Raw genomic sequence first — 21401 nt, 5'->3', positions numbered from 1 at the left:
GCATAGGTGTCGGTCTTCTTCGCCGCCTCGTGCAGCGGCCGCGGCAGCGCGCGCGCCACCTTCTTCAACAGCTCGCGAAGCCCCAGGAACTCGCGGCTCGACACCATGCGGCTGAGATAGGCGCTAAGCCCCCCGACCGGCGGCGCGATCGACATGTCGTTGTCGTTCAGGATCACCACCAGCCGATTGCCGGCCGCGCCTGCATTGTTCATCGCCTCATAGGCCATCCCCGCCGACATCGCGCCGTCGCCGATCACCGCGATCGCTTTCCCCGGCGCACCGCTCAGCTTGTTCGCCACCGCAAACCCCAACGCCGCCGAGATCGAGGTCGACGAATGCGCCGCCCCGAACGGGTCATACTCGCTCTCGCTGCGCCTGGTGAACCCGCTCAGCCCGCCGCCCTGCCTGAGCGTGCGGATCCGGTCCCGCCTGCCGGTCAGGATCTTGTGCGGATAGCATTGATGCCCGACGTCCCACACCAGCCGGTCCCGCGGCGTGTCGAACACGTAATGGATCGCCGTCGTCAGCTCGACCACGCCCAACCCCGAGCCCAGATGCCCCCCCGTCGTCCCGACCGCCGAGATCGTCTCCAGCCGCAACTCGTCCGCCAATTGCCGCAGGTCGGACTGCGGCAACCCGCGAAGATCGGCGGGGATCGCGATCCGGTCTAAGAGGGGGGTCGGGGGCACCAGGCCGAGAGGACGATCAGTCATCGATGCGGTCTAGCGCGCGCGATAAGCGGTGTCGATTGCCCGCATTTCGCTCAGGAGCCGACGCAATCGGCGCATCGCCCGCGCACTTCGATCACCGGCCGCTGCGGCACGAACCCCGCCGCCTGTGCGGCATCGCGGACCCCGTTCGTCACCCGGTCGTCGTCGAGGTGAGTCGTCTGACCACACGCGTCGCACACCAGAAAGATGCAATCGTGGAGACAATCGGGATGCGCGTTCGCGACATAGGCATTCACGCTTTCGACCTTGCGCGCGAGATTGGTGCCGACGAACAGGTCGAGGATCCGGTACACGCTGTTGGCCGCGATCCGCCGACCGAGCGCGTTGGAAACCGCGTCGGCGATGTCGTATGCACTGGCGGGCTTTTCGAACCCGGCGAGCGCCGCGAAGACGCTGGCGCGCATCGCGGTCCATTGTTCGCCCGCCTGTTCCAGCACGCCCTGCGCCGCCCGCGCGAGCGCGGGGCCTTCGGGTTCGTGGTGCTCGTGCGCGTGGCTGGCCATCGCCTACAGCTAGGCCTCGCAACCGCCCTCGGCAAGGCGCGACCCGCCGGATCAATGCACCGCGCGGTGGTTGAGATCATGCCCGAACGCGAGCAGCCCGACTCCGACGATCGTCCACACCGCCTCCGCCCCCGTCCCGTCATGCGGCAGCGTCATCGCACCCGCCATGATGCCGAGCCCCAGCGATCCCATGCAGATCGGCATGACATAGCCGTGGCGAAGCGCCCCCCGCCCGAGCGCCACCGCGCCGAGCAGGATGGCGAAGGTCAGCCCGACCTCGTGGAAGATCGGGTTCAGCAGCACGCCGTCCGCCGCCGACAGCATGACCAGCAGCACCGAACTCGCCACGCAGTGGACGACGCACAGCCCCGACAGCCCGATCGCCAGCCGGTCGATGCCGGGAAGGCGCGGAAATCGGGCGGTGACGTTCGTTATCGGCATGTCGAGGGAGATACGCCGATTACGAACGGGATACAATGTCACATCGCACGAACAATCGAGATTATCGTCGACGATCCCACTGCTTGGCGGCACACCGCGGAAGGTGTAGGCGGAAGCATGCTTCAAACCAGCGCCGCCTTCACGTCGAAAGCGCGCCCCCGCGCGGTCGCGATCTGGCTGTTTTTCGTAGCGGTGATGATCGTCGGCATCGTGGTGGTCGGCGGGATCACGCGGCTGACCGAGTCCGGTTTGTCGATCACCACCTGGAAACCGCTTAGCGGCATCCTGCCGCCGCTGAACGATGCGCAGTGGCAGGCGGAGCTCGCCAATTACCGGACGATCGATCAGTCGCGTACGGTCCATGCCGGCATCGCGCTCGCCGCGTTCAAGGGCCTGTTCTTCTGGGAATATATCCACCGCATGATCGGGCGGACGATCGGACTGGCCTTTGCACTGCCGCTCATCTGGTTCGCGCTGCGTCGACGCATTCCCAAGGGCTATGGCCGGCGGCTCGTCGCACTGCTCGCGCTGGGTGCGCTGCAAGGCGCGCTCGGCTGGCTGATGGTGCGATCGGGGCTTCGGCCGGGGCAGGTCGAGGTCGGGCATGGCTGGCTGGCCGCGCATCTGCTCACCGCGTTGTTCACGCTGGCGGGGATGGTGTGGACCGCCCTCGACCTGCTCGATCTGGCGCGCAATCCCTATGCCCGGCCGGCGCGGCTGCGGCGGATGTCGGTGATCGTCGGCATCGTCCTGTTCACGCAGTTGATGTACGGCGCGTTCACCGCGGGGCTTCGCGCGGGAAAGGCCACGCCGGAATGGCCGCTGATGTATGGCCGTTTCTTCCCTGGTCCCAGCCAGACCGGCCGGTCGTTTCTCGACGCGGTCGTCGACGACCCGCTGATCGTCCAGTTCATCCACCGCTGGTTCGCCTTTGCCGCCGCCGCCGCGCTGATGTGGCTGGCGATCCGCGCGACGACGGCGGGTTCGCGCGCAGGGTTCGCGATCATCGCGCTCGTCACCCTGCAGATCATATTGGGCATCGCGACGCTGATGACCGGGGTGCAAATCGATGTCGCCGTCGCGCATCAGGCGAACGCTGCCCTGCTGACGATCGCCGCCATAGTCGCGGCGCACGCGGTGGGAACGCAGTCGCGGGTATCATATTACCCGTCAGCAAAGCGGCACTTTGCTTGACAATTTGATCGTCGGCAGTAGTGCGGACCCATTCGCGCCGCCCCTAGCCGGGCGGCGCGCTTCGTTTCAAACCGAAAAGGTCCCGGCCCCATGAAGGCGCTCATGAAGACCACCAAGTCGGCCAAGCCGCACGAGGTGGAGAAGAAATGGCATATCGTCGACGCCGACGGCCTGGTCGTCGGTCGCGCGGCGGTGGTGATCGCCAACGTCCTGCGCGGCAAGCACAAGACCAGCTTCACCCCGCATGTCGATTGCGGTGACAATGTCGTCGTCATCAACGCCGACAAGATCCGCTTCACCGGCAACAAGGCCGCGAAGAAGGTCTATTACAAGCACACCGGCTATGCCGGCGGCATCAAGGGCGTGACCGCGGCCAAGGTGCTCGAGGGCCGCTTTCCCGAGCGCGTTCTGGAGAAAGCCGTCGAGCGGATGATCCCGCGCGGGCCGCTTGGTCGCCAGCAGATGCGCAACCTGCGCATCTTCAAGGGCACCGAGCACCCGCACGAGGCGCAGAGCCCCGAGACACTCGATATCGCGGGCATGAACCGCAAGAACAAGGTGGGTGCATAATGTCCGACAACCGCCAATCGCTCTCCGATCTCGCGAACCTGACCAATGCGCCGGCCCCCGCCGCGCAGGCCGATGCGCCCGCATACACGACCGGTGATGCGGAGCCGGTGAACAATTCGGGTCCCGCGCCCGAGCCGATGCCACTGCGCGAGCAGATCCTCGACAAGCAGGGCCGCGCCTATGCCACCGGTCGCCGCAAGGATGCGGTCGCGCGCGTCTGGCTGAAGCCCGGTTCGGGCAAGATCACGATCAACGGCCGCGACCAGGAAGTGTATTTCGCGCGCCCGACGCTTCGCCTCGTCCTGAACCAGGTGTTCGGCGTGACCGAGCGCGAAGGCCAGTATGACGTCGTCTGCACGGTCAAGGGCGGCGGCCTGTCGGGCCAGGCAGGTGCGGTGAAGCACGGCATCAGCCAGGCGATCACGAAGTATGAACCGATCCTGCGCGCGCCGGTCAAGGCCGCGGGCTTCCTGACCCGCGACAGCCGCACGGTCGAGCGCAAGAAGTACGGCAAGGCGAAGGCCCGCCGCAGCTTCCAGTTCTCCAAGCGCTGATGCGGCCTCGGATAGCGGACGCTATCCGAGGATTCGCATCGAGCCGGCCGGCGGAGCGGCTCGCCCGCTCCGTTCGACATCACGGATTCACGCCGTGACAGCGCGCCGCCAAACCATGCAGAAAGGGCGATCCGGAGACGGGTCGCCCTTTTTCGTACGTCGTCCGGGCGCAGAATGGAGGTCGATAGCCGCAAGTCCATCGCCCGCGGCACGATGGATGCCGGGTAGAGCCCGGCATGACGGGAGACTGGGACGAGAAGTCTCAATGGCCCCCGAACGCCATCAAAGCGCCGACATCGACCCCATCGCCGCGCAGCGCATCCGCACCGCCCAGATCGGGCAGGTCGATCACGAACGCTGCCGCGCCGACCGTCCCGCCCGCCTTGCGGATCAGCCGGACCGCGGCGCGCGCGGTGCCGCCGGTCGCGATCAGGTCGTCGATCAGCAGCACGCGCTGCCCGGGGACCAGTGCATCCTCGTGCAGCACGATCCGGTCGGTGCCGTATTCCAGCGCATAATCCTCGCCGATCGTCGCCCCGGGCAGCTTGCCGTCCTTGCGGATGAGCAACAGCCCGACCTCGAGCTCGCGCGCCACCGCCGCCCCGAATACGAATCCCCGCGCTTCGATCCCCGCGACCAGATCGAACGGCCCCGCCTGCAACGCCGCAAGCCGCACCACCGCCTCCGACAACCCGCGCGGATCGAGCAGCAACGTCGTGATGTCGCGGAACTGGATGCCGGGCTTGGGAAAGTCCGGAATGGTGCGGATGAGGGATTTCAAATCGTCGTTTGTGGGCATGCGGAATTCCGAGACAGGAGCGGAAGAAGACACGGATGACGTAAGCCGGGCGGCCAACGTGGTTATCGACGACCAGCCCCGCTTCGTGGCGTAAGGCCCTACCCGGCCGTTACCCGCCCGGTTCGCTGCAGCTTGCCCCACCCGACCATCGGCCCGCGCAGCGCCTGCGCGATTGCCTTCAGCACGACATAATACATCACCTGCCGGTACCCGATCCGCTGCGGGATCAGCAGCCATAACAGACTCCATTTCTCCTTGCGTTCCAGTGCGAACGCGATGGTCGCGGCCAGCAAATCGATCGCGGTGAAGATCAGCCAGTAGAGCAGCATCGTCTCGACATCGTGGCTGGTCTGCGCCCAGCCATGCGCGACGATCGCGACATAGGTCAGGAAGAAGCTGACGACGAGCGCCAGGTCGATGATCGGCGAGATCGCCGCCAGCACGATCTGGAACAGGATCGCCTGCGGCAGACCGATCCAGCCCAGCCCCCTGGGGCGCGAACCGAAGATCGCCGACTGATGCTTCCACAGGCATTGCAGCGTCCCGAACGCCCAACGGAAACGCTGCTTGGCGAGCGCCTTGAGCGTCTCCGGCGCCTCGGTCCAGGCGACCGCGAACTGGTCGTACTTGACCCCCCACCCCGCGCGCTGGATCGCGATCGTCAGGTCCTGGTCCTCGGCCAGCGTATCGTTGGGATAGCCGCCGACCGACGCGATCGCCGACCGCCGCCACGCGCCGACCGCACCGGGCACCACCGTCATCGCGTTCAACCGGGCGAGTGCGCGGCGTTCGAGATTTTGCGCGGTGATATATTCCAGCGCCTGCCATTTGGTGACGATATTGACCCGGTTGCCGACCTTCGCATTGCCGGCGACCGCGCCGAGCGCCGGATCGACGAACCAGCGGGCGAGGCGTGCGATCGTCGTCGGTTCGAACTGGGTGTCGGCATCGAGCGCGATGACGATCTCGCCGCGCGCGATCTCCAGCCCGCGGTTCAGCGCGCGCGCCTTGCCGCCATTGGGCAGCGTCAGCAGCCGGACCCGGTCGTCGTCCGAAAAGGCATCGCGTATGATCCGGCTCGTCGCATCCCGCGAGCCGTCGTCGATCACGATGACTTCGATCTCGACTTCGGTGGACGCCAGCACGCCGCGGACCGCGCGTTCGATCACCTGCTCCTCGTTGAAGGCGGGGATCATTACGGTGACGAACCGCGCCGGATCGATCGGCGGGAAGATCGTCTGGTTCTCGCGCCGCGCCTGGATCAACGCCAGCGCCGACAGCGCCAGTGCGCGCAGGATGCCTACCGTGATCGCGATCCCGAACAGCCAGTGGAGTCCGATGACGAGCCAGCCGAGCGCGGTAAACAGCGCCAGATCGGCCAGCGCGGCGACGCGGTCGCTCGACGAGATCGCGGGGTTGGCGTCGGCTTGTGGAATGTTCGCCAGTTCCGATACCGGCACGAAGCTGTATCCCATCGCGCGCAGCCGATCGATGATGACGGGCAGCGCCGCGACCGTCTCCGCGCGGTTGCCGCCCGCATCGTGGAGCAGGACGACGTTGCGGCTGCAACTGTTCGACGAGCCGACCGCATCGCAATTGCCTGGGCCGGTCGTCGCCTCCTGGATTGTCGCGTCGATGATCTGCTGTACGCCCGGACGCTTCCAGTCGCCCGGATCGACATGGAGCCCGACCGATATATAACCCCGCTGCTGCGCCTGCAGCGCCGGGACGATCTCGTCCGCGGTGGTCGGTTCGGCGTCACCGAAATAGGGCGCTCGGAAGAAACGCAGCGAGCGGCCGGTGAAGGCCTGGAACAGCCGCTGCGTCGTGTTCAGTTCGAACATCACCTGCCGCGGCGACACGTTCGCCAGATTGGGATGCGTGTAGGTATGGCTGCCGACCTCATGCCCTTCGGAGATCATCCGTTCGAGCAGCCCACGCTCCGTCAGCGCATTCTCGCCGATGACGAAAAAGGTCGCGGGGACCGCCTTCTCCTTCAGGATATCGAGAATCTTGGGCGTCCATTGCGCATCCGGCCCATCGTCGAACGTCAGCGCGATCTGCTTGGGTTTGAAGCCGGTACGAAAGATCACATAGGGGGCAGGCAGACGCGTGAAGGTCACGCCGGCGATCGTTCCGTCCGCCGCCGGGACGGCGTCGCGCAGGCCGGTCAGCGGTTCGCCGCCGATCTTCAGGATTTCGCCCGCACCCTCGATATCGGTGTTGGTGCCCGCCGGGATATCGTCGATCGAATCGGGGATCGGCAGCTTGCGATGGTCGCGCCCGAAGATCGTCCAGACGCCGGGATCCTCGGACCCCAGTCGCCACAGCGCGATGCTGTACAGCCCCGCCTTGTTCAGGAACGCGATCTGGTTGAACGCGGACGCAGCATCGAGCAGCCAGACCTGGTGGCGGGTGCTGCCGTCCTGATAGGCGAAGCTGGAATTCAGGCTCGCCTTGTCGAAGGTCGGGATCGTGCCGGAATCGCGCGCGGCCTGCCACGCTTCCTCGACGTCGAGCGGGTCCGCCGCGCCGTCGTGCCAGTCATAGGCATAGGACCCGATCGCGACGACCAGCTTCGACGCCGGGATGCCCCGCGCCGAATCCGCCACCGCACGCGCGAACCAGGCTTGCGATGCGATCGGTCCCGGCGCGCCGCCGGACTCGTGCTCGTCATACGCCATCAGAAAGACCTTGTCGGTCACCTTGGCATAGGCCGGCAGGTCCCATTCCTCGTTGCCGACGGGTGCAGCGATCGCGACGACCCAGCCGCGCGGCGTGAAGCGGGCCTTCGTCTCGGCCAGGAATATACGATAATTCGGCTGCGCGCTCGCAGGCAGTTCCTCGAAATCGAAGAACGCGCCCGCGGCATTGTTCGTCACCAGAAACGGCACCAAACGGTCGAGGAATGCCGCCCGCAGCTTCGGATCGGCCATCATCGCCGCGATCCCCTTGCCGTCCCAGACCCCGTTCAGCGCGTTCTGGACCATCGGCAGGATCGCGGGGCGATGCGTCGCATGATTGAGGATCGTGCGCCCCTCGGTATCGCGGAACACGGTGATCCGGTGATCGGGTCCGGTCACCGATACCCAGCCGGGAATCAGCCAGTCCAGCTGTTCGACATGCCGCTTCAGGCTGGCCCCGCTCGATTCGTCCCACGGCGCGTGGAAGGCGATGGCGAGCGAGGGGTTGATCGGTGCCGCCGTCGACGGCGCGGCCGCGTGCCCCCGTGGCGCACCGCTCGGCGTGCCGAACAATTGCGCGGCATAGTAGTTGATGCTTCGCGTGGTCCGGCTCAGCAGACCGCCGCGCGGTGCCGGCAGGCTCTTCAAGGCGGGATGTTCGGCGGTGACGGGCAGCAGCGGTGCCGCCGGCACCGCGCCGATCGACACCCCGAAGACCGCCACCGCCAGCACCAGCAACGCGACGAACGCCGCGATGCCAAGCGCGAACCGGCGTCTGCGCCGACCGCTCGCGTCATAGAAAATGGGACGTTCGGCCATGGCGTTCGCTCGTTCGTTCGTCGGGCTCGGATCGGTGGCGACGTCGGGCACGAGGCATGGCAAATGCGGTTTACGGGGTCAACCGAGGTCAACCTCGAAGAACGGCCTCGCTGCGCTCGGGCTCAGGCGTCGTCCCCCATTCGAAGCGCCGCGATAAAGGCCTCTTGCGGGATGCTGACCGAGCCGTACTCGCGCATCTTCGCCTTGCCCTTCTTCTGCTTTTCCAGCAGCTTCTTCTTGCGGCTCGCGTCGCCGCCATAGCATTTCGCGGTTACGTCCTTGCGCATCGCGCTGATCGTTTCGCGCGCGATGACCTTGCCGCCGATCGCCGCCTGAATCGGAATCTTGAACAAATGGCGCGGGATCAGGTCCTTCAACCGCTCGACCATGCCGCGGCCGCGCACCTCCGCCGTGCCGCGGTGGACGATCATACTGAGCGCATCGACCGGTTCCTCGTTGACCAGGATTCCCATCTTGACGAGATCGCCCTCGCGGTAGCCGATCTGGCTGTAGTCGAAGCTCGCATAGCCCTTCGACAGCGATTTCAGCCGGTCGTAGAAATCGAACACCACCTCGTTGAGCGGCAGCTCGTAGGTCGCCTGCGCACGACCGCCGACATAGGTGAGGTTCTGCTGGATGCCGCGCCGATCCTGGCACAATTTGAGGATCGAGCCGAGGTATTCGTCGGGAACGTAGATCGTCGCCAGAATCCACGGCTCGCTGATCGACGCGATCGCGCTGGGGTCGGGCATGTCGGCGGGGTTGTGCAGTTCCAGATGACCCTCGCCGTGGCTCAGCTCGATCTCGTACACCACCGAAGGCGCGGTGGTGATGAGGTCGAGATCATATTCGCGAGTCAGCCGCTCCTGGATGATCTCCAGATGTAGCAGGCCAAGGAACCCGCAGCGGAACCCGAAGCCGAGCGCGGCGGACGTCTCCATCTCGAAACTGAACGACGCATCGTTGAGCCGCAGTTTCGAGATACTTTCGCGCAGTTTGTCGAAGTCGTTGGCATCGACCGGGAACAGGCCGCAGAACACGACCGGCTGGACTTCCTTGAACCCCTCCAGCGCCTGCATCGCGGGCCGCTTCGCATCGGTCAGCGTATCGCCGACGCGCGCCTGCGCCACGTCCTTGATCTGCGCGGTGATGAAGCCGATCTCGCCCGGGCCGAGGTCCGGCAGTTGCTCGATCTTCGGACGGAAACACCCGACGCGGTCGACCAGATGGACCGTCCCGGCGTTCATGAACTTGATCTGCTGGCCCCGCTTCAGGACGCCGTCGATCACGCGGATCAGGATGACGACGCCCAGATACGGGTCGTACCAGCTGTCGACGAGCATCGCCTTCAGCGGCGCGTCGATATCGCCCTTGGGCGGCGGGATCTTGGTGACGATGGCTTCCAAAATCTCGGCGATGCCGATCCCGGACTTGGCCGAGGCCAGCACCGCCTCCGACGCGTCGAGGCCGATGACGTCCTCGATTTCCTTGCGCACCTTTTCGGGTTCGGCGGCGGGCAGGTCGATCTTGTTGATGACGGGGACGATCTCATGGTCGTGCTCGATCGACTGGTACACGTTGGCCAGCGTCTGCGCCTCGACCCCCTGCGCGGCGTCCACCACCAGCAACGCGCCCTCGCATGCCGCGAGGCTGCGTGAGACTTCGTACGCGAAGTCGACATGCCCCGGCGTGTCCATCAGGTTCAGGACATAGTCGACGCCGTCCTTCGCCTTGTAGGCCAGGCGCACCGTCTGCGCCTTGATCGTGATTCCGCGCTCCTTCTCGATATCCATATTGTCGAGCACTTGCTCGGACATCTCGCGGTCCGTCAGCCCGCCCGTCGCCTGGATCAGCCGATCGGCCAGCGTCGACTTGCCATGGTCGATATGCGCGATGATCGAGAAATTGCGGATCGTGGAAAGGGGAGTCATCTCCGCGCCCCTAGCAGGCAGTGGCCGCGATGCCAAAGGGTTGGCTCCGATGGCTTTCGGCCCAGCAACTTTCAAAACGATCCGCGCAGGGAACAGCTGTATACCTCCCCCTCCCCCTGTCCTACTTCGTTCGACTGTGGCAGCTTCGCTCGATGCACTGCTCGATCCATCCCGCCGCGGTCGCCGCTTTCGGCAAGATCGGCAGTGCGGGGGGCGGTTTCGACGCTGACGTAGCGTGTGGTTCGTCCACTTCCAGCGCCCAGACCCAAGCGAATCGGAACGCCCAATGCGTCATATCGCGGTGATCGGCTCGGGCCCGGCGGGCTATTACACCGCCGAAGGATGCCTAAGGCAGTTCGGCGACGCCGTGCGCGTCGACATCGTCGATCGCCTCCCCGTCCCCTACGGCCTGATCCGTAGCGGCGTCGCGCCCGATCATCAGTCGATCAAGGGTGTCAGCCGCCGGTACGAAGCGACCGCGCTTTCGGACAATATCCGCTTCGTCGGCAATGTGAAGGTCGGGCGCGATGTGACGATCGCCGAGTTGACCGACCTTTACGACGCGGTCGTGTTGGCGACGGGTGCGCCGTCGGACCGGGCGCTCGCTATTCCCGGCGACGATCTGCCCGGCGTCATCGGCTCCGCGGCGTTCGTCGGCTGGTATAACGGCCACCCCGATTTCGCCGGGCTCGCGCCACCGCTTCATGGTCCCGGTGCGGTCGTCGTCGGTGCGGGTAATGTCGCGCTGGACGTGGCGCGTATCCTCGCCAAGACCGGCGACGAGTTCGCCGGTTCGGACATCGTCGCGCATGCGCTCGGGCAGCTTGGCGAGCATGCGATCGAGACCGTCACGATCCTCGCGCGGCGCGGCCCGCACCAGATCGCGATGACGCCAAAGGAACTGGACGAACTCGGCGGTTTGTCGCGCGCCGTACCCGTCGTCGATCCCGCCGACCTGCCGCCGGAGGAGACGGACGCCGCGCTCGACCCCGGCGTGCGCAAATCGGTCGCGCACCTGCGCGCCTTCGCCGATCGCAGCGACGACAAGCCGATCACGGTGGCGTTCGATTTCTACGCGATGCCGATCCGGATCGAGGGCGGGGCGCATGTCGAACGCGTGATCGTCGAGCGCACCCGAATCGAACCCGATGGGCGTACTGTCGGGACGGGCGAGACCTATGCGATCCCCGCGGCGATGGTCGTCGCCTGCATCGGCTACCGCACGCCGCCGATCGAGGGCGTGCCGTACGACACGAAGCTCGGCCGGTTCGCGAATGTCGAGGGACGGATCGCGCCCGGTCTCTACGCGGTCGGCTGGGCGCGACGCGGGCCGACCGGGACGATCGGCACCAATCGCCCCGACGGCTTCCTGATCGCGGAGCATATCGCCGCCGATACGGTCGCGGACAGTACCAAGGCCGGGCGCGACGGACTTGATATGCTGCTCGCGTCGCGGAACGTCGACATCGTCACGTTCCGCGACTGGCAGGCGATCGAACGCGCGGAGATCGCCAATGCGCGCGTCGGCGCACCGCGCGAGAAATTCGTCGCGGTGGAGGCGATGCTTGCGGCGCGGGATCGATAGCCCGGCAATGGTCGGGCCCTGCAATGGTCGGGGCGATAGGATTCGAACCTACGACCCCTGGACCCCGAGACCAGTGCGCTACCGGACTGCGCCACGCCCCGACACATTGCAGGCGCTGCGCGTAGCGGGGCGGCCGATGGCTATCAAGCGAAAAGAAGGGATAGGAGACGCCGTGCGCGACACCATTCTTCCCTTCGTCACCCCGGGCTCGACCCGGGGTCCCGCTTCTTCGGGCGTAAGAAGAAGCGGGACCCCGGCTCAAGGACCGGGCGACGGAGTTCTTGTGACAGCCAACACGTCAGGCGTGCTGCATCACCCTCGGTGCCGCCCGGCGGACGCCCTCGTCGACATGCTCCGCGAACTGCGCGAAATTCTCGACGAACTGATCCACCAGCCTCGCTGCCGCGGCGTCGTACGCTCCCTTGTCGGACCAGGTACCGCGCGGATCGAGGATCGCGGTATCCACCCCCGGCACCGATACCGGCACCGCGAACCCGAAATACGGATCGGTGCGGAATTCGGCATCGTTCAGGCTGCCGTCGAGTGCGGCGTTGAGCAGCGCTCGCGTCGCCTTGATCGGCATCCGGCTGCCGACGCCGTATTTGCCCCCGGTCCAGCCGGTGTTGACCAGCCAGCAATCCACCCCGCCCTTCGCGATCCGCGCCTTCAGCAGATTGCCGTAGACCGACGGATGCCGCGGCATGAACGGCGCCCCGAAACAGGTCGAGAAGGTCGCATCGGGCTCGGTCACCCCGATCTCCGTCCCGGCTACCCGCGCGGTATAGCCCGACAGGAAATGGTACATCGCCTGATCGGGCGTCAGCTTCGCGATCGGCGGCAGGATACCGTAAGCATCCGCTGTGAGCATCACGATGTTGCGCGGCACCGGCCCCATATTCTCGATCGAGGTATTGGGGATGAAGTCGAGCGGATAGGCGCCGCGGCTGTTCTCGGCCAGACGGGCGTCGTCGAGATCCAGCTGGCGCGTGACGGGGTCCATCACGACGTTCTCCAGCACGGTGCCGAACCGCTTGGTGGTCGCGAAGATCTCGGGCTCGGCGTCGGCCGAAAGCCGGATCATCTTGGCATAGCAGCCGCCCTCGAGATTGAAGATCGCGGTGTCGGACCAGCCATGCTCGTCATCCCCGATCAGCGTGCGCGCCGGGTCGGCGGACAAGGTCGTCTTGCCCGTCCCCGACAAGCCGAAGAATATCGCCGTGTCGCCGTCCGGTCCCATGTTGGCCGAACAATGCATCGGCATGACACCCGTCGGCGGCAACAGGTAATTGAGAATACCGAACACCGATTTCTTCATCTCGCCGGCATAGCGCGTGCCGCCGATCAGGATCAGCTTCTCGGTGAAATTGACCGCGATCACCGTCTCGGTCCGGCTGCCGTGGCGCGCCGGATCGGCGCGGAAGCTGGGCAGGTCGATGATCGTGTAATCCGCCGCGAAGTCCCGAAGATCGGGTTCTTCGGGGCGAACCAGCATCGTACGGATGAACAGGTTATGCCAGGCGAATTCCGTCACGACCCGGACGCGGACGCGGTTTTCCGGCTGCGACCCGCCGTACAGATCCTGGACGTAGAGGTCCTCCTTGTCGACGAGCGCGGCGAAGAAGTCGGCTTTCAGCGCCGCGAAATCGTCCGGGCTCATCGCCTTGTTCGACTTGCCCCACCACACGCTGCCTTCCGTCTCGGCATTCTTGACGATGAACTTGTCCTGTGCGGACCGTCCGGTATGCGGGCCGGTCTCGACGACCAGCGGCCCGTCAGCGGACAGCTTGCCCTCGCCGCGGGCGACGGCGATCTCGACCAGCCGTGCGGTCGTCAGGTTCCAGTGCAGGTCGGCGCGGGTCTCGATCCCCTGCGCTTCCAGTCCTAGGGTCGGTATCCGCTCGTTCATCGACATCCTCTCAAACCTGGCATCGGACACGGTCGACGCCGTGCACATATGCATTTCCCGGAAAAGCGCATAATCGCAGGGCGACGGTCGGTCAAATGACGGGGATATAGCCGGTTGAGCGTTCTGCATTCCTGGTATAGCCCGCAAGGGCAACGAGACAAGGTCGCCCCACCGCGATGACGGCTTCGATCGCGCTCGTCGATGACGATCGCAACATCCTGACCTCGGTGTCGATCGCGTTGCAGACCGAGGGATTTCTGACCCGCGTCTATTCGGACGGCGAAACGGCGCTGAAGGCGCTGGTCGACAACCCGCCCGATCTGGCGATCTTCGACATCAAGATGCCACGGATGGACGGGCTGGAGCTTCTCCGCCGGCTTCGCGAGAAAAGCCAGATCCCGGTCATCTTCCTGACCAGCAAGGACGATGAACTGGACGAGGCGCTTGGCCTTGCGATGGGTGCGGACGATTACATCGCCAAGCCGTTCTCGCAACGTCTGCTGATCGCCCGCATCAGAGCCATCCTGCGCCGTTCCGAAAGCGCGCAGCCGAGCAGCGGCGAGCCCGAAATCGAGGGAGCGACCGGCCCGATCGTCCGCGGCCGGCTGACGATGGACCCGGCCCGCCATCGCACCTTCTGGAACGATCGGCCCGTCACGCTGACCGTCACCGAATTCATGATCCTCGAAACGCTGGCGCAGCGGCCGGGCATCGTGAAGACGCGCAACCAGCTGATGGATGCCGCCTATCAGGACGACATCTATGTCGACGATCGCACGATCGACAGCCATATCAAGCGGCTGCGGCGCAAGTTCCGGGAGATCGACGACTCGTTCGATGCCATCGAAACGCTTTATGGGGCCGGGTACCGTTTTTCGGACGAATGAAGACCGCGATCTGACGCTTCGCTGGTCGGGTCAGATCTCGCTGACCCGGCGCATCCTGGCGGTCAACATCTTCGCACTGGCGTTGCTGGCGGGCGGGTTCTTCTATCTCGATTCATACCGTAGCCGGATCGTCGACAGCCGGGTCGCGCAGGCCGGGCGCGAAGTGCGGCTGGTCGGGGAGGCGATCGCGTCGGTCGATCCGGGGGAACGTAGCGCGCTGATCGTCCGGCTGGCGGAGGATACCGGATCGCGCATCCGCCTGATCGATGCCAGCGGCGGCGTCGCGGCGGATAGCCGGTTGCTCGGCACGCGCAATTTCGTGCTGCTCGATCCCGATCGGCAAGGCCGCGGCCAGGTCGCGGCGCGACTGCTCGATGCGATGATCGATACGGTCGTCATGGCACCGCGACCGCCCCTGTACCGCGAACGCGCAGCCGGCGATCCGTGGCCCGACGTCACCGCGGCGCGCGCGACCGATGCGGTATCGACGACGGTCTGGCGCGCGCCCGACCGCACCCCCGTCATCACCGCCGCCGCGCCACTGCCCGGGGGCGGCGTCGTGATGTCCACGGTCAACGCCCGCGACATCACGGAAACGGTGCGGATCGAACGGTTTCGTCTCGGCATCGTGCTGGCGGCAGTGTCGGTCGTATCGATCCTGTTGTCGTTGTTCCTTGCCCGCACCATCGTCCGCCCGCTGCGACGCCTCGCCCGCGCCGCGGTCCGCGTCCGGCTGGGGCGGGCACGCGAAGTGGTGGTGCCCCGCCTGCCCTCGCGCCGCGACGAACTCGGCATGCTGGCCCGTGCGCTGTCGGACATGAGCCTTGCGCTGCGGGCCCGGATCGATGCCACCGAGGCGTTCGCGGCGGATGTGACGCACGAACTGAAGAACCCGCTCGCGTCGCTTCGGTCCGCGGTCGAGGGGCTGACGACGGTCCGCGATTCGGCGCTTCGTGACCAGCTGTTCGCGATCGTCCGGGACGACGTCCACCGACTGGACCGGCTGATCACCGATATTTCCGAAGCGTCGCGGCTCGATGCGCAGCTCAGCCGCGCCAAGTTCGAGCCGGTGGATATCGGTATCATGATCGACGGATTGGTGGCGCAGCGCGTAACCCGGGGGATCGAACGCGGCATCCGGATCGTGTTCGATCACGATCCCGATGTGCCGCTCGTGGCGCTCGGCGAAGGCGCGCGGCTGGAGCGCGTGTTCGAAAACCTGATCGACAACGCGCTGTCCTTTTCGCCGCAGGACAGCATCGTGGCGATCGCCGCGCTGCGCGAACGACGCGACATGGTCGTTCGGGTCGAGGACGACGGCCCGGGCGTACCGGAGGAGGCGCGCGATGCGATCTTCCGCCGCTTCCAGTCGATCCGTCCGCAAAGCGAGGCCTTTGGTCGCCATTCCGGGCTGGGCCTCGCCATTGCGCGCACCATCGTCGACGGGCATCAGGGCGCGATCATGGTCGAATCGCGCGAGGACAGGCTGAGCGGCGCGCGCTTCGTCGTCCGATTGCCGCTCGCCGATCCCGACTGAACGGAAAGCCTCATGGCCACGATCTCCTCCGAAACGATTCACGCCACCTGCGTCGCGGTCGGCGGGCGCGCGGTGATGATCGAGGGGCCGTCCGGGGCCGGCAAGTCGGACCTGGCGCTTCGGCTGATCGATCGCGGTGCGGTGCTTATCAGCGACGACTACACGCTGTGCGTTCGCGTCGGCACGAACCTGCACGCGCGGGTACCGGCGATGACGATCGCCGGCCGGATCGAAGTCCGCGGGCTCGGCATCGTCGCGATGCCGCATGCCGACGACATCCCCGTCGCGCTCCTCGTACGGCTCGATCCGACGCCCGAGCGGATGCCCGAACGTCGGCTGCGCAAGATCGCGGGAATCGATATCCGCCAGTTCGTGCTCGATCCCCGCCCCGCGTCGGCTACCATCAAGCTCGAACTCGCGCTCCGGGGCGAGACGATCGAATGAGCGACGGCACGCCGATCCTCCTCGTCACCGGGCTTTCGGGGGCGGGGAAGTCCACGGTGCTGAAGACGCTGGAAGATCTCGGCTGGGAAGTCGTCGACAACCTGCCGCTCGCGTTGCTCGACCGGTTGCTCGACGCGCCGCTACCGGCCGCGGCGGCCGGACGCTCGCAGCCGCTGGCGATCGGTATCGGTGCGAGAACGCGCGATTTCGATCCGGCGCGGATCATCGGCCGTATCCGCACGCTGCAGACGTCCGGCACGGTCGAGATCGGGACGCTGTTCCTGGACTGCGCGGACGGCGAACTCGAACGGCGTTATTCCGAAACGCGTCGCCGGCATCCGCTTGCCCCCGATCATCCGGCGGCCGACGGCATCGCCCGCGAACGCGAATTGCTGGCACCGCTCCGCGATTTCGCCAATCGACTGATCGACACCACTATGCTGACTGCCAACGAACTGGCGCAACAGGTCCGCACGACCTTCGGCGACGAGGCGCACGGCCAGCCGACATTGTCGGTCATGTCGTTCGGCTTTTCGCGCGGCATTCCCCGCGGTGCCGATCTGGTCTTCGACATGCGCTTCCTACGCAATCCGCATTGGGACCCGGTGCTGCGCCCCGGTACGGGGCTGGACGCCGACGTCGCCGCCTATGTCGCGGCGGACCCGGCCTATGAAGCGGCGGTGTCGCGGATCGAGGACCTGCTGCTGCTGCTGGTCCCGCGCTATGCGGCGGAGGGGAAATCCTACGTTACCGTCGCGATCGGCTGTACCGGGGGGAGACACCGATCGGTCCATGTCGCGGACCGGATCGCTCGCCGGTTGCACGAAGCGGGTTTTTCGCTCACCATCGCACACCGTGATCTGGCGGCGGCACCGCAGGACGCGCTTGAAGGATCATCGGTCGGCGACATGACGTCTGAACAGCAAATGCGGGACAAGCAAGCGCGATGATCGGCCTCGTACTGGTGACGCATGGCCGGCTCGCGGAAGAATTCCTTACCGCGATGATTCATGTCGTCGGCCCGCAAGAGCGCGTCGCGACGATCGCGATCGGTGCGGACGACGATATGGAGGAACGCCGCGCGGATATCGCAGCCGCGATCGCCGCAACGGATGCCGGCCGCGGCGTCATCCTGCTGACCGACCTGTTCGGCGGCACGCCGTCGAACCTCGCGATATCCCTGATGGAGCGCGGCCAGGTCGAGGTGATCGCCGGGATGAACTTGCCGATGCTGATCCGGCTCGGGTCCGCGCGCAAGTCGATGAAGGTCGTCGACGCGGTCGCCGCCGCGCGCGAGGCGGGGCGCAAATACATCTCGGTCGCGTCCGAGGTTCTGGGGTCGGCCGCGGCGTGAGCGTGTCGCGGACCGTCGTCATCACCAACCGTCGCGGCCTCCACGCGCGGGCCAGCGCCAAGTTCGTGACGTTGGCATCGACGCTGCCGTGCGAATTGCACGTCGCGAAGGATGGGTCGGGCAGCGTCACCGGCACGTCGATCATGGGATTGATGATGCTCGGCGCGGCGATGGGTGACGCGATCACGATCAGTGCCACCGGCGATGGTGCGGACGCGGCGGTCGGGGCGGTTTGCGCGCTGGTCGAGGGGAAGTTCGGGGAAGACTAGCGGCACCGACGGGATCGCCACGCGATCTCGTCGACCTTTCCGCCGCTACGGACGGCGTCGCCTGGCGACGACCGACGGCGTGGCTTTGCCGCGCCGCTCGCTCGCGAGGGTGTCGCGCCGCGGCGAAGCCGCGTCGTCGGTCGAGGCTGCTGGCCCCGCCGGCCGGTGCGGCTTCGCGCCTTCCCCTAGCCTTCGGCTAGGGTTACGGCAGCCGCGCCATGCCCCGCGAAATCACCGCCTTTTCGAACCCGCTCGTCAAATACGCCCGCGATTTGCGCGACAAGCGGCATCGCCGGGCGGCGCGGCAGTTCCTGGCGGAGGGATTGCGTATCCTGACCGAGGCGCGCGACAGCGGACGCCTGCCCGCTACCCTGTTCTACGCCGCGGCCAGCGCGGACCATCCACTCGTCCATGCGTTGTCGGTGGATGTCGAAGCGGCGGGCGGCGAGTCGATCCAGACGACGCCCGACATCCTGTCCAAGCTGTCGGGCAAGGACAACCCGCAAGCGGTTGTGGGAATCTTCGACGAATTCGAACGGACGCTCACCGATCTCGACCGAACGCGCGCGGCGATCTGGCTGGTGGCGGAGCGGCTGCGCGATCCCGGCAATCTCGGCACCATCCTGCGTACCGCGGACGCGGTCGGTGCGGGTGGGCTGATCCTGATCGGCGAATGCGTCGATGCGTTTTCGGTGGAGGCCGTCCGCGCCAGCATGGGGGCGCTGTTCACGATCCCCGTCGTGCGCAGCGAATGGCCCTCGTTTCTGGACTGGCTGCGGGCGGGACCGGGGCAATTGGTAGGGCTCAGCCTCGACACCGACACCGACTATCGCGCTGCGACCTACACCGCGCCGACCTTCCTCCTGACGGGAAACGAGGCGCACGGCATGCCTGCGGACTACGCCGCGGCGTGCGACCTGCTGGTGAAGATCCCGATGCTCGGCAAGGCCGACAGCCTCAACGCGGCGGTTGCGACTGCGGTGATGGCGTACGAGGTGCTCGCCCGCGGCGAACGCGCCTGATAATCGGAATTCTCCGGCGATCAGAACTTCATCGCCATCGTGAATGCCGCGACCGGGTTCAGCCGCATGCTCATGCCCGACTCGCTGAAGTTCTGACCGAAGTGCGGCATGTTCGAATTGACCCGTCCGAACAGCGTGCCCGCTTCGAGTCCGAACGCCAGCTTGTTCGCCACCGTCTGCGTGTAGCCTGCCGTCATCGCCGGAGTCTTGCGCTTGAAGCCCGTGCGGATGCTGCCGAAACCGCGGTTGGACGGTGACCAGAGCACGGGGCTCAGTTTTTCGGCTTCACGGCTGAAGTTGGTGGTGTTGAAGTAATGCACGCCGGTCGAAAGATGAAAACCGCTATTCGCGACCGGATAATATTCCATCATCTTGCTGCCGAGCCGGTGGCGGAAGGGTGCATCGGCGGTGAACTGGTCGCCGACGAGTGCCCGGAATTGCTGGAACTGCACCTTGTCGTCGTCACCGAAACGCGCTTCGATCAGCGGCCCGTTGGCGACGGCGTCGTGCATCGACATCGCCGTTCCGCCGAAAGGGACCGGCGCATCCGCGGCCATAGCCGGGGACACCAGCCCCAAAACCATTACCACTGCCGCTGCCGTTGCCGAAACTGCGATCCGCATGACCGTTACCTCAGTCGATCGGTCCGGCCCGTTGCCATCCCGCATTCCTGACATAGACAATGCGGCCGTCGTTAACCCGCAGTTCACCTCGCGGATCATCGGCAGACCGTTCTAAATTATCGACCAAACGTTGAAACCAATGGGCGCGACGCGAAATCGGAGGTCGCGACCTATCGCTCGTCGCCGATCGCGGCGGCGTCGGTCAGCGCCGGCATATCCCCGTAGCGAGCCAGCGCTTCGACGGGAGCGACATCCTCGATCTCGCGAGCGCCCGTTTCGATGTTCAAATCGCGGAACTTGCGCGCGGTCACGAGCGTGCGCGTCTCGAAACTGGTGACGAAAGCGTTGTAGTTGTTGACCGCGGTGGTCAGGCCACCACCGACCTTGCGCAGATCCCCTGCCGCCTTGGCCAGCCGGTCGTACAATTCCTTGCCGAGCGCACCGATATCCTGCGCCTGCTTGGCCATCTTCTCCTGCCGCCAGACCGCATCGACGGTCCGCGCGATCGCGATGAGATTGGTCGGCGTCGCGAGCAGCACCCGCTTCTCGAACGCGAAGTCCCACAAGGTCGGATCATGTTCCAGCGCGGCGGACAGGAAATGCTCGCCGGGTACGAACATGATGACATAGTCGGGCGCATCGGCGAACTGGCTCCAATACGCCTTGTTGCCCAGCCCGTTGACATGCGCGCGCATCGATCCGGCATGCGCGGCGAGTCCGCGGTCGCGTTCCGCCTCGTCGACCGCACCGAAGGCATCCTGATAGGCGTTGAGCGACACCTTGGCGTCGATCACCAGGCTGCGGCCGCCGGGGACGCGCACGATCGCATCGGGCCGCAGACGCCCGCCATCCTCGTGCGCGACGCTGACCTCGGTCTGGAAATCGGTGTGTTCGCTGAGGCCACAGGTCTCCAGCACGTTCTTCAGCTGTTGCTCGCCCCATCGCCCGCGCGACTTGGGCGCGTTGCGAAGCGAATTGACCAATTTCGCCGCCTCGCTCGACACCTTGTCCTGGCCGATCCGCAAGTCCTTCAGCTGTCCTTCGAGCTGATCGAACGCGCTTCGGCGTTCGGTCTCCACCTTGGCGACGGTCTCCTCGTATTTCAGCAACCGGTCGCTGACGGGCTGCAACATCGATTTCAGATTCTGCCCCGCCGCCTCTTCGGACTGGCGGAAGCGCGCATCGGCGCGTTCCAGGAACTGCGCCTGCGCGGTCTCCAGCGCCCTGGCGGCAGCGGCCCCGAATTGCGCGGTCATCGCAACTTCGGCTTCTTTCAGCTGCTGCAACGTCGCGAGATGCGCGGCCTGCCGTTCGTCCACTTGCGCGCGCAACCGGGCGACCTCCTGCATCGCCTCGTTGCGCTCACGTTCGACCGCGTCGCGTGCTTGGCGAACGAGGTCGCCATCCGCCGCCCGGCTCCGCGCGACGGCCAGGTCGCTCGCCAGTCCACCGGAGCGCCGGCTCGCGATCAGCCAGCCAAGCGCCAGGCCGGCGGCGGCTCCCAATATGGCGACGATAACCAGTTCGACCATGTCAGCTCCCTCTGAC

20 protein-coding genes and 1 tRNA gene are annotated in these 21401 nt (G+C 66.2%); 11 read left to right on the top strand and 10 right to left on the bottom strand.

Going from position 1 to position 21401, the window contains the following annotated elements; translation table 11 throughout:
- The 3 genes from HUU99_RS01185 to HUU99_RS01175 all read right to left on the bottom strand — a co-directional run.
- Positions 1 to 713, bottom strand: a 713-nt coding sequence (locus HUU99_RS01185; RefSeq protein ID WP_254602846.1) for a 1-deoxy-D-xylulose-5-phosphate synthase N-terminal domain-containing protein, incomplete at its 3' end; no start/stop codon positions are given.
- A gap of 50 nt (positions 714 to 763) precedes the next feature.
- Positions 764 to 1234, bottom strand: coding sequence for a Fur family transcriptional regulator (locus HUU99_RS01180; protein WP_174284720.1), 471 nt, complete (start codon positions 1232 to 1234; stop codon positions 764 to 766).
- Positions 1235 to 1285: 51 nt separating this feature from the next.
- Positions 1286 to 1675 (bottom strand): MerC domain-containing protein, encoded by a 390-nt coding sequence (locus tag HUU99_RS01175; protein ID WP_174284719.1) that lies wholly within the window; start codon positions 1673 to 1675, stop codon positions 1286 to 1288.
- A 117-nt stretch (positions 1676 to 1792) separates the two neighbouring features.
- On the opposite strand from HUU99_RS01175, the gene HUU99_RS01170 reads away from it, so the two are divergent.
- The 3 genes from HUU99_RS01170 (at position 1793) to rpsI (ending at position 3993) form a co-directional block, all read left to right on the top strand.
- Positions 1793 to 2869, top strand: coding sequence for a COX15/CtaA family protein (locus HUU99_RS01170; RefSeq protein WP_174284718.1), 1077 nt, complete (start codon positions 1793 to 1795; stop codon positions 2867 to 2869).
- Positions 2870 to 2959: 90 nt separating this feature from the next.
- On the top strand, positions 2960 to 3439 hold the full coding sequence (gene rplM, locus HUU99_RS01165) for a 50S ribosomal protein L13 (protein ID WP_174284717.1): 480 nt from the start codon (positions 2960 to 2962) through the stop codon (positions 3437 to 3439).
- Positions 3439 to 3993 carry a 30S ribosomal protein S9 gene (rpsI, locus tag HUU99_RS01160; RefSeq protein WP_174284716.1) on the top strand — a complete coding sequence of 185 codons (555 nt, stop codon included), beginning with the start codon at positions 3439 to 3441 and terminating at the stop codon, positions 3991 to 3993. The genes rplM and rpsI overlap by 1 nt, the downstream gene beginning before the upstream one ends.
- A 262-nt stretch (positions 3994 to 4255) precedes the next feature.
- Here rpsI and HUU99_RS01155 read toward each other — a convergent pair whose 3' ends face one another.
- The 3 genes from HUU99_RS01155 to lepA all read right to left on the bottom strand — a co-directional run bounded on the left by HUU99_RS01155 (position 4256) and on the right by lepA (position 10226).
- Positions 4256 to 4792: an adenine phosphoribosyltransferase gene (locus tag HUU99_RS01155; RefSeq protein WP_174284715.1), complete on the bottom strand. Its 537-nt coding sequence runs from the start codon at positions 4790 to 4792 to the stop codon at positions 4256 to 4258.
- Positions 4793 to 4890: 98 nt separating this feature from the next.
- On the bottom strand, positions 4891 to 8295 hold the full coding sequence (locus HUU99_RS01150; RefSeq protein ID WP_174284714.1) for a polysaccharide deacetylase family protein: 3405 nt from the start codon (positions 8293 to 8295) through the stop codon (positions 4891 to 4893).
- 122 nt (positions 8296 to 8417) lie between these two features.
- Positions 8418 to 10226: a translation elongation factor 4 gene (gene lepA / locus HUU99_RS01145; protein ID WP_174284713.1), complete on the bottom strand. Its 1809-nt coding sequence runs from the start codon at positions 10224 to 10226 to the stop codon at positions 8418 to 8420.
- A gap of 286 nt (positions 10227 to 10512) precedes the next feature.
- Between lepA and HUU99_RS01140 the strand changes: the two genes are divergently transcribed.
- Positions 10513 to 11811: an FAD-dependent oxidoreductase gene (locus tag HUU99_RS01140; protein WP_174284712.1), complete on the top strand. Its 1299-nt coding sequence runs from the start codon at positions 10513 to 10515 to the stop codon at positions 11809 to 11811.
- Between the two features lie 24 nt (positions 11812 to 11835).
- Here HUU99_RS01140 and HUU99_RS01135 read toward each other — a convergent pair.
- Positions 11836 to 11912 (bottom strand) — tRNA-Pro (locus HUU99_RS01135).
- Positions 11913 to 12109: 197 nt separating this feature from the next.
- Positions 12110 to 13717, bottom strand: coding sequence for a phosphoenolpyruvate carboxykinase (locus HUU99_RS01130; RefSeq protein WP_174284752.1), 1608 nt, complete (start codon positions 13715 to 13717; stop codon positions 12110 to 12112).
- A 176-nt stretch (positions 13718 to 13893) separates the two neighbouring features.
- On the opposite strand from HUU99_RS01130, the gene HUU99_RS01125 reads away from it, so the two are divergent.
- From HUU99_RS01125 to HUU99_RS01095, 7 genes are all read left to right on the top strand, one after another.
- Entirely contained in the window at positions 13894 to 14604 is a 711-nt protein-coding gene (locus HUU99_RS01125) for a response regulator transcription factor (protein WP_174284711.1), read from the top strand.
- Complete coding sequence (locus HUU99_RS01120; RefSeq protein ID WP_174284710.1) at positions 14573 to 16141, top strand: sensor histidine kinase; 1569 nt, start codon at positions 14573 to 14575, stop codon at positions 16139 to 16141. Before HUU99_RS01125 ends, HUU99_RS01120 begins: the two co-directional genes overlap by 32 nt.
- Positions 16142 to 16153: 12 nt before the next feature.
- A complete protein-coding gene (locus tag HUU99_RS01115; RefSeq protein ID WP_174284709.1) occupies positions 16154 to 16585 on the top strand; it encodes an HPr kinase/phosphorylase in 432 nt (143 codons plus the stop codon).
- Positions 16582 to 17535: an RNase adapter RapZ gene (rapZ, locus tag HUU99_RS01110; RefSeq protein ID WP_174284708.1), complete on the top strand. Its 954-nt coding sequence runs from the start codon at positions 16582 to 16584 to the stop codon at positions 17533 to 17535. Before HUU99_RS01115 ends, rapZ begins: the two co-directional genes overlap by 4 nt.
- Positions 17532 to 17939 carry a PTS sugar transporter subunit IIA gene (locus HUU99_RS01105; protein WP_174284707.1) on the top strand — a complete coding sequence of 136 codons (408 nt, stop codon included), beginning with the start codon at positions 17532 to 17534 and terminating at the stop codon, positions 17937 to 17939. The genes rapZ and HUU99_RS01105 overlap by 4 nt, the downstream gene beginning before the upstream one ends.
- Positions 17936 to 18208 (top strand): HPr family phosphocarrier protein, encoded by a 273-nt coding sequence (locus HUU99_RS01100; RefSeq protein WP_174284706.1) that lies wholly within the window; start codon positions 17936 to 17938, stop codon positions 18206 to 18208. Before HUU99_RS01105 ends, HUU99_RS01100 begins: the two co-directional genes overlap by 4 nt.
- Before the next feature lie 218 nt (positions 18209 to 18426).
- Entirely contained in the window at positions 18427 to 19230 is an 804-nt protein-coding gene (locus HUU99_RS01095; RefSeq protein ID WP_174284705.1) for a TrmH family RNA methyltransferase, read from the top strand.
- A 20-nt stretch (positions 19231 to 19250) separates the two neighbouring features.
- On the opposite strand, the gene HUU99_RS01090 is transcribed toward HUU99_RS01095, so the two are convergent.
- Complete coding sequence (locus HUU99_RS01090; RefSeq protein ID WP_174284704.1) at positions 19251 to 19952, bottom strand: hypothetical protein; 702 nt, start codon at positions 19950 to 19952, stop codon at positions 19251 to 19253.
- Positions 19953 to 20023: 71 nt separating this feature from the next.
- Positions 20024 to 21385 (bottom strand): DNA recombination protein RmuC, encoded by a 1362-nt coding sequence (locus tag HUU99_RS01085; RefSeq protein WP_174284703.1) that lies wholly within the window; start codon positions 21383 to 21385, stop codon positions 20024 to 20026.
- Positions 21386 to 21401 lie beyond the last annotated feature (16 nt).

This window comes from Sphingomonas bacterium, assembly GCF_903642285.1.
Lineage (GTDB): Bacteria > Pseudomonadota > Alphaproteobacteria > Sphingomonadales > Sphingomonadaceae > Sphingomonas.
This window is presented reverse-complemented; position numbering and strand designations above follow the sequence as displayed.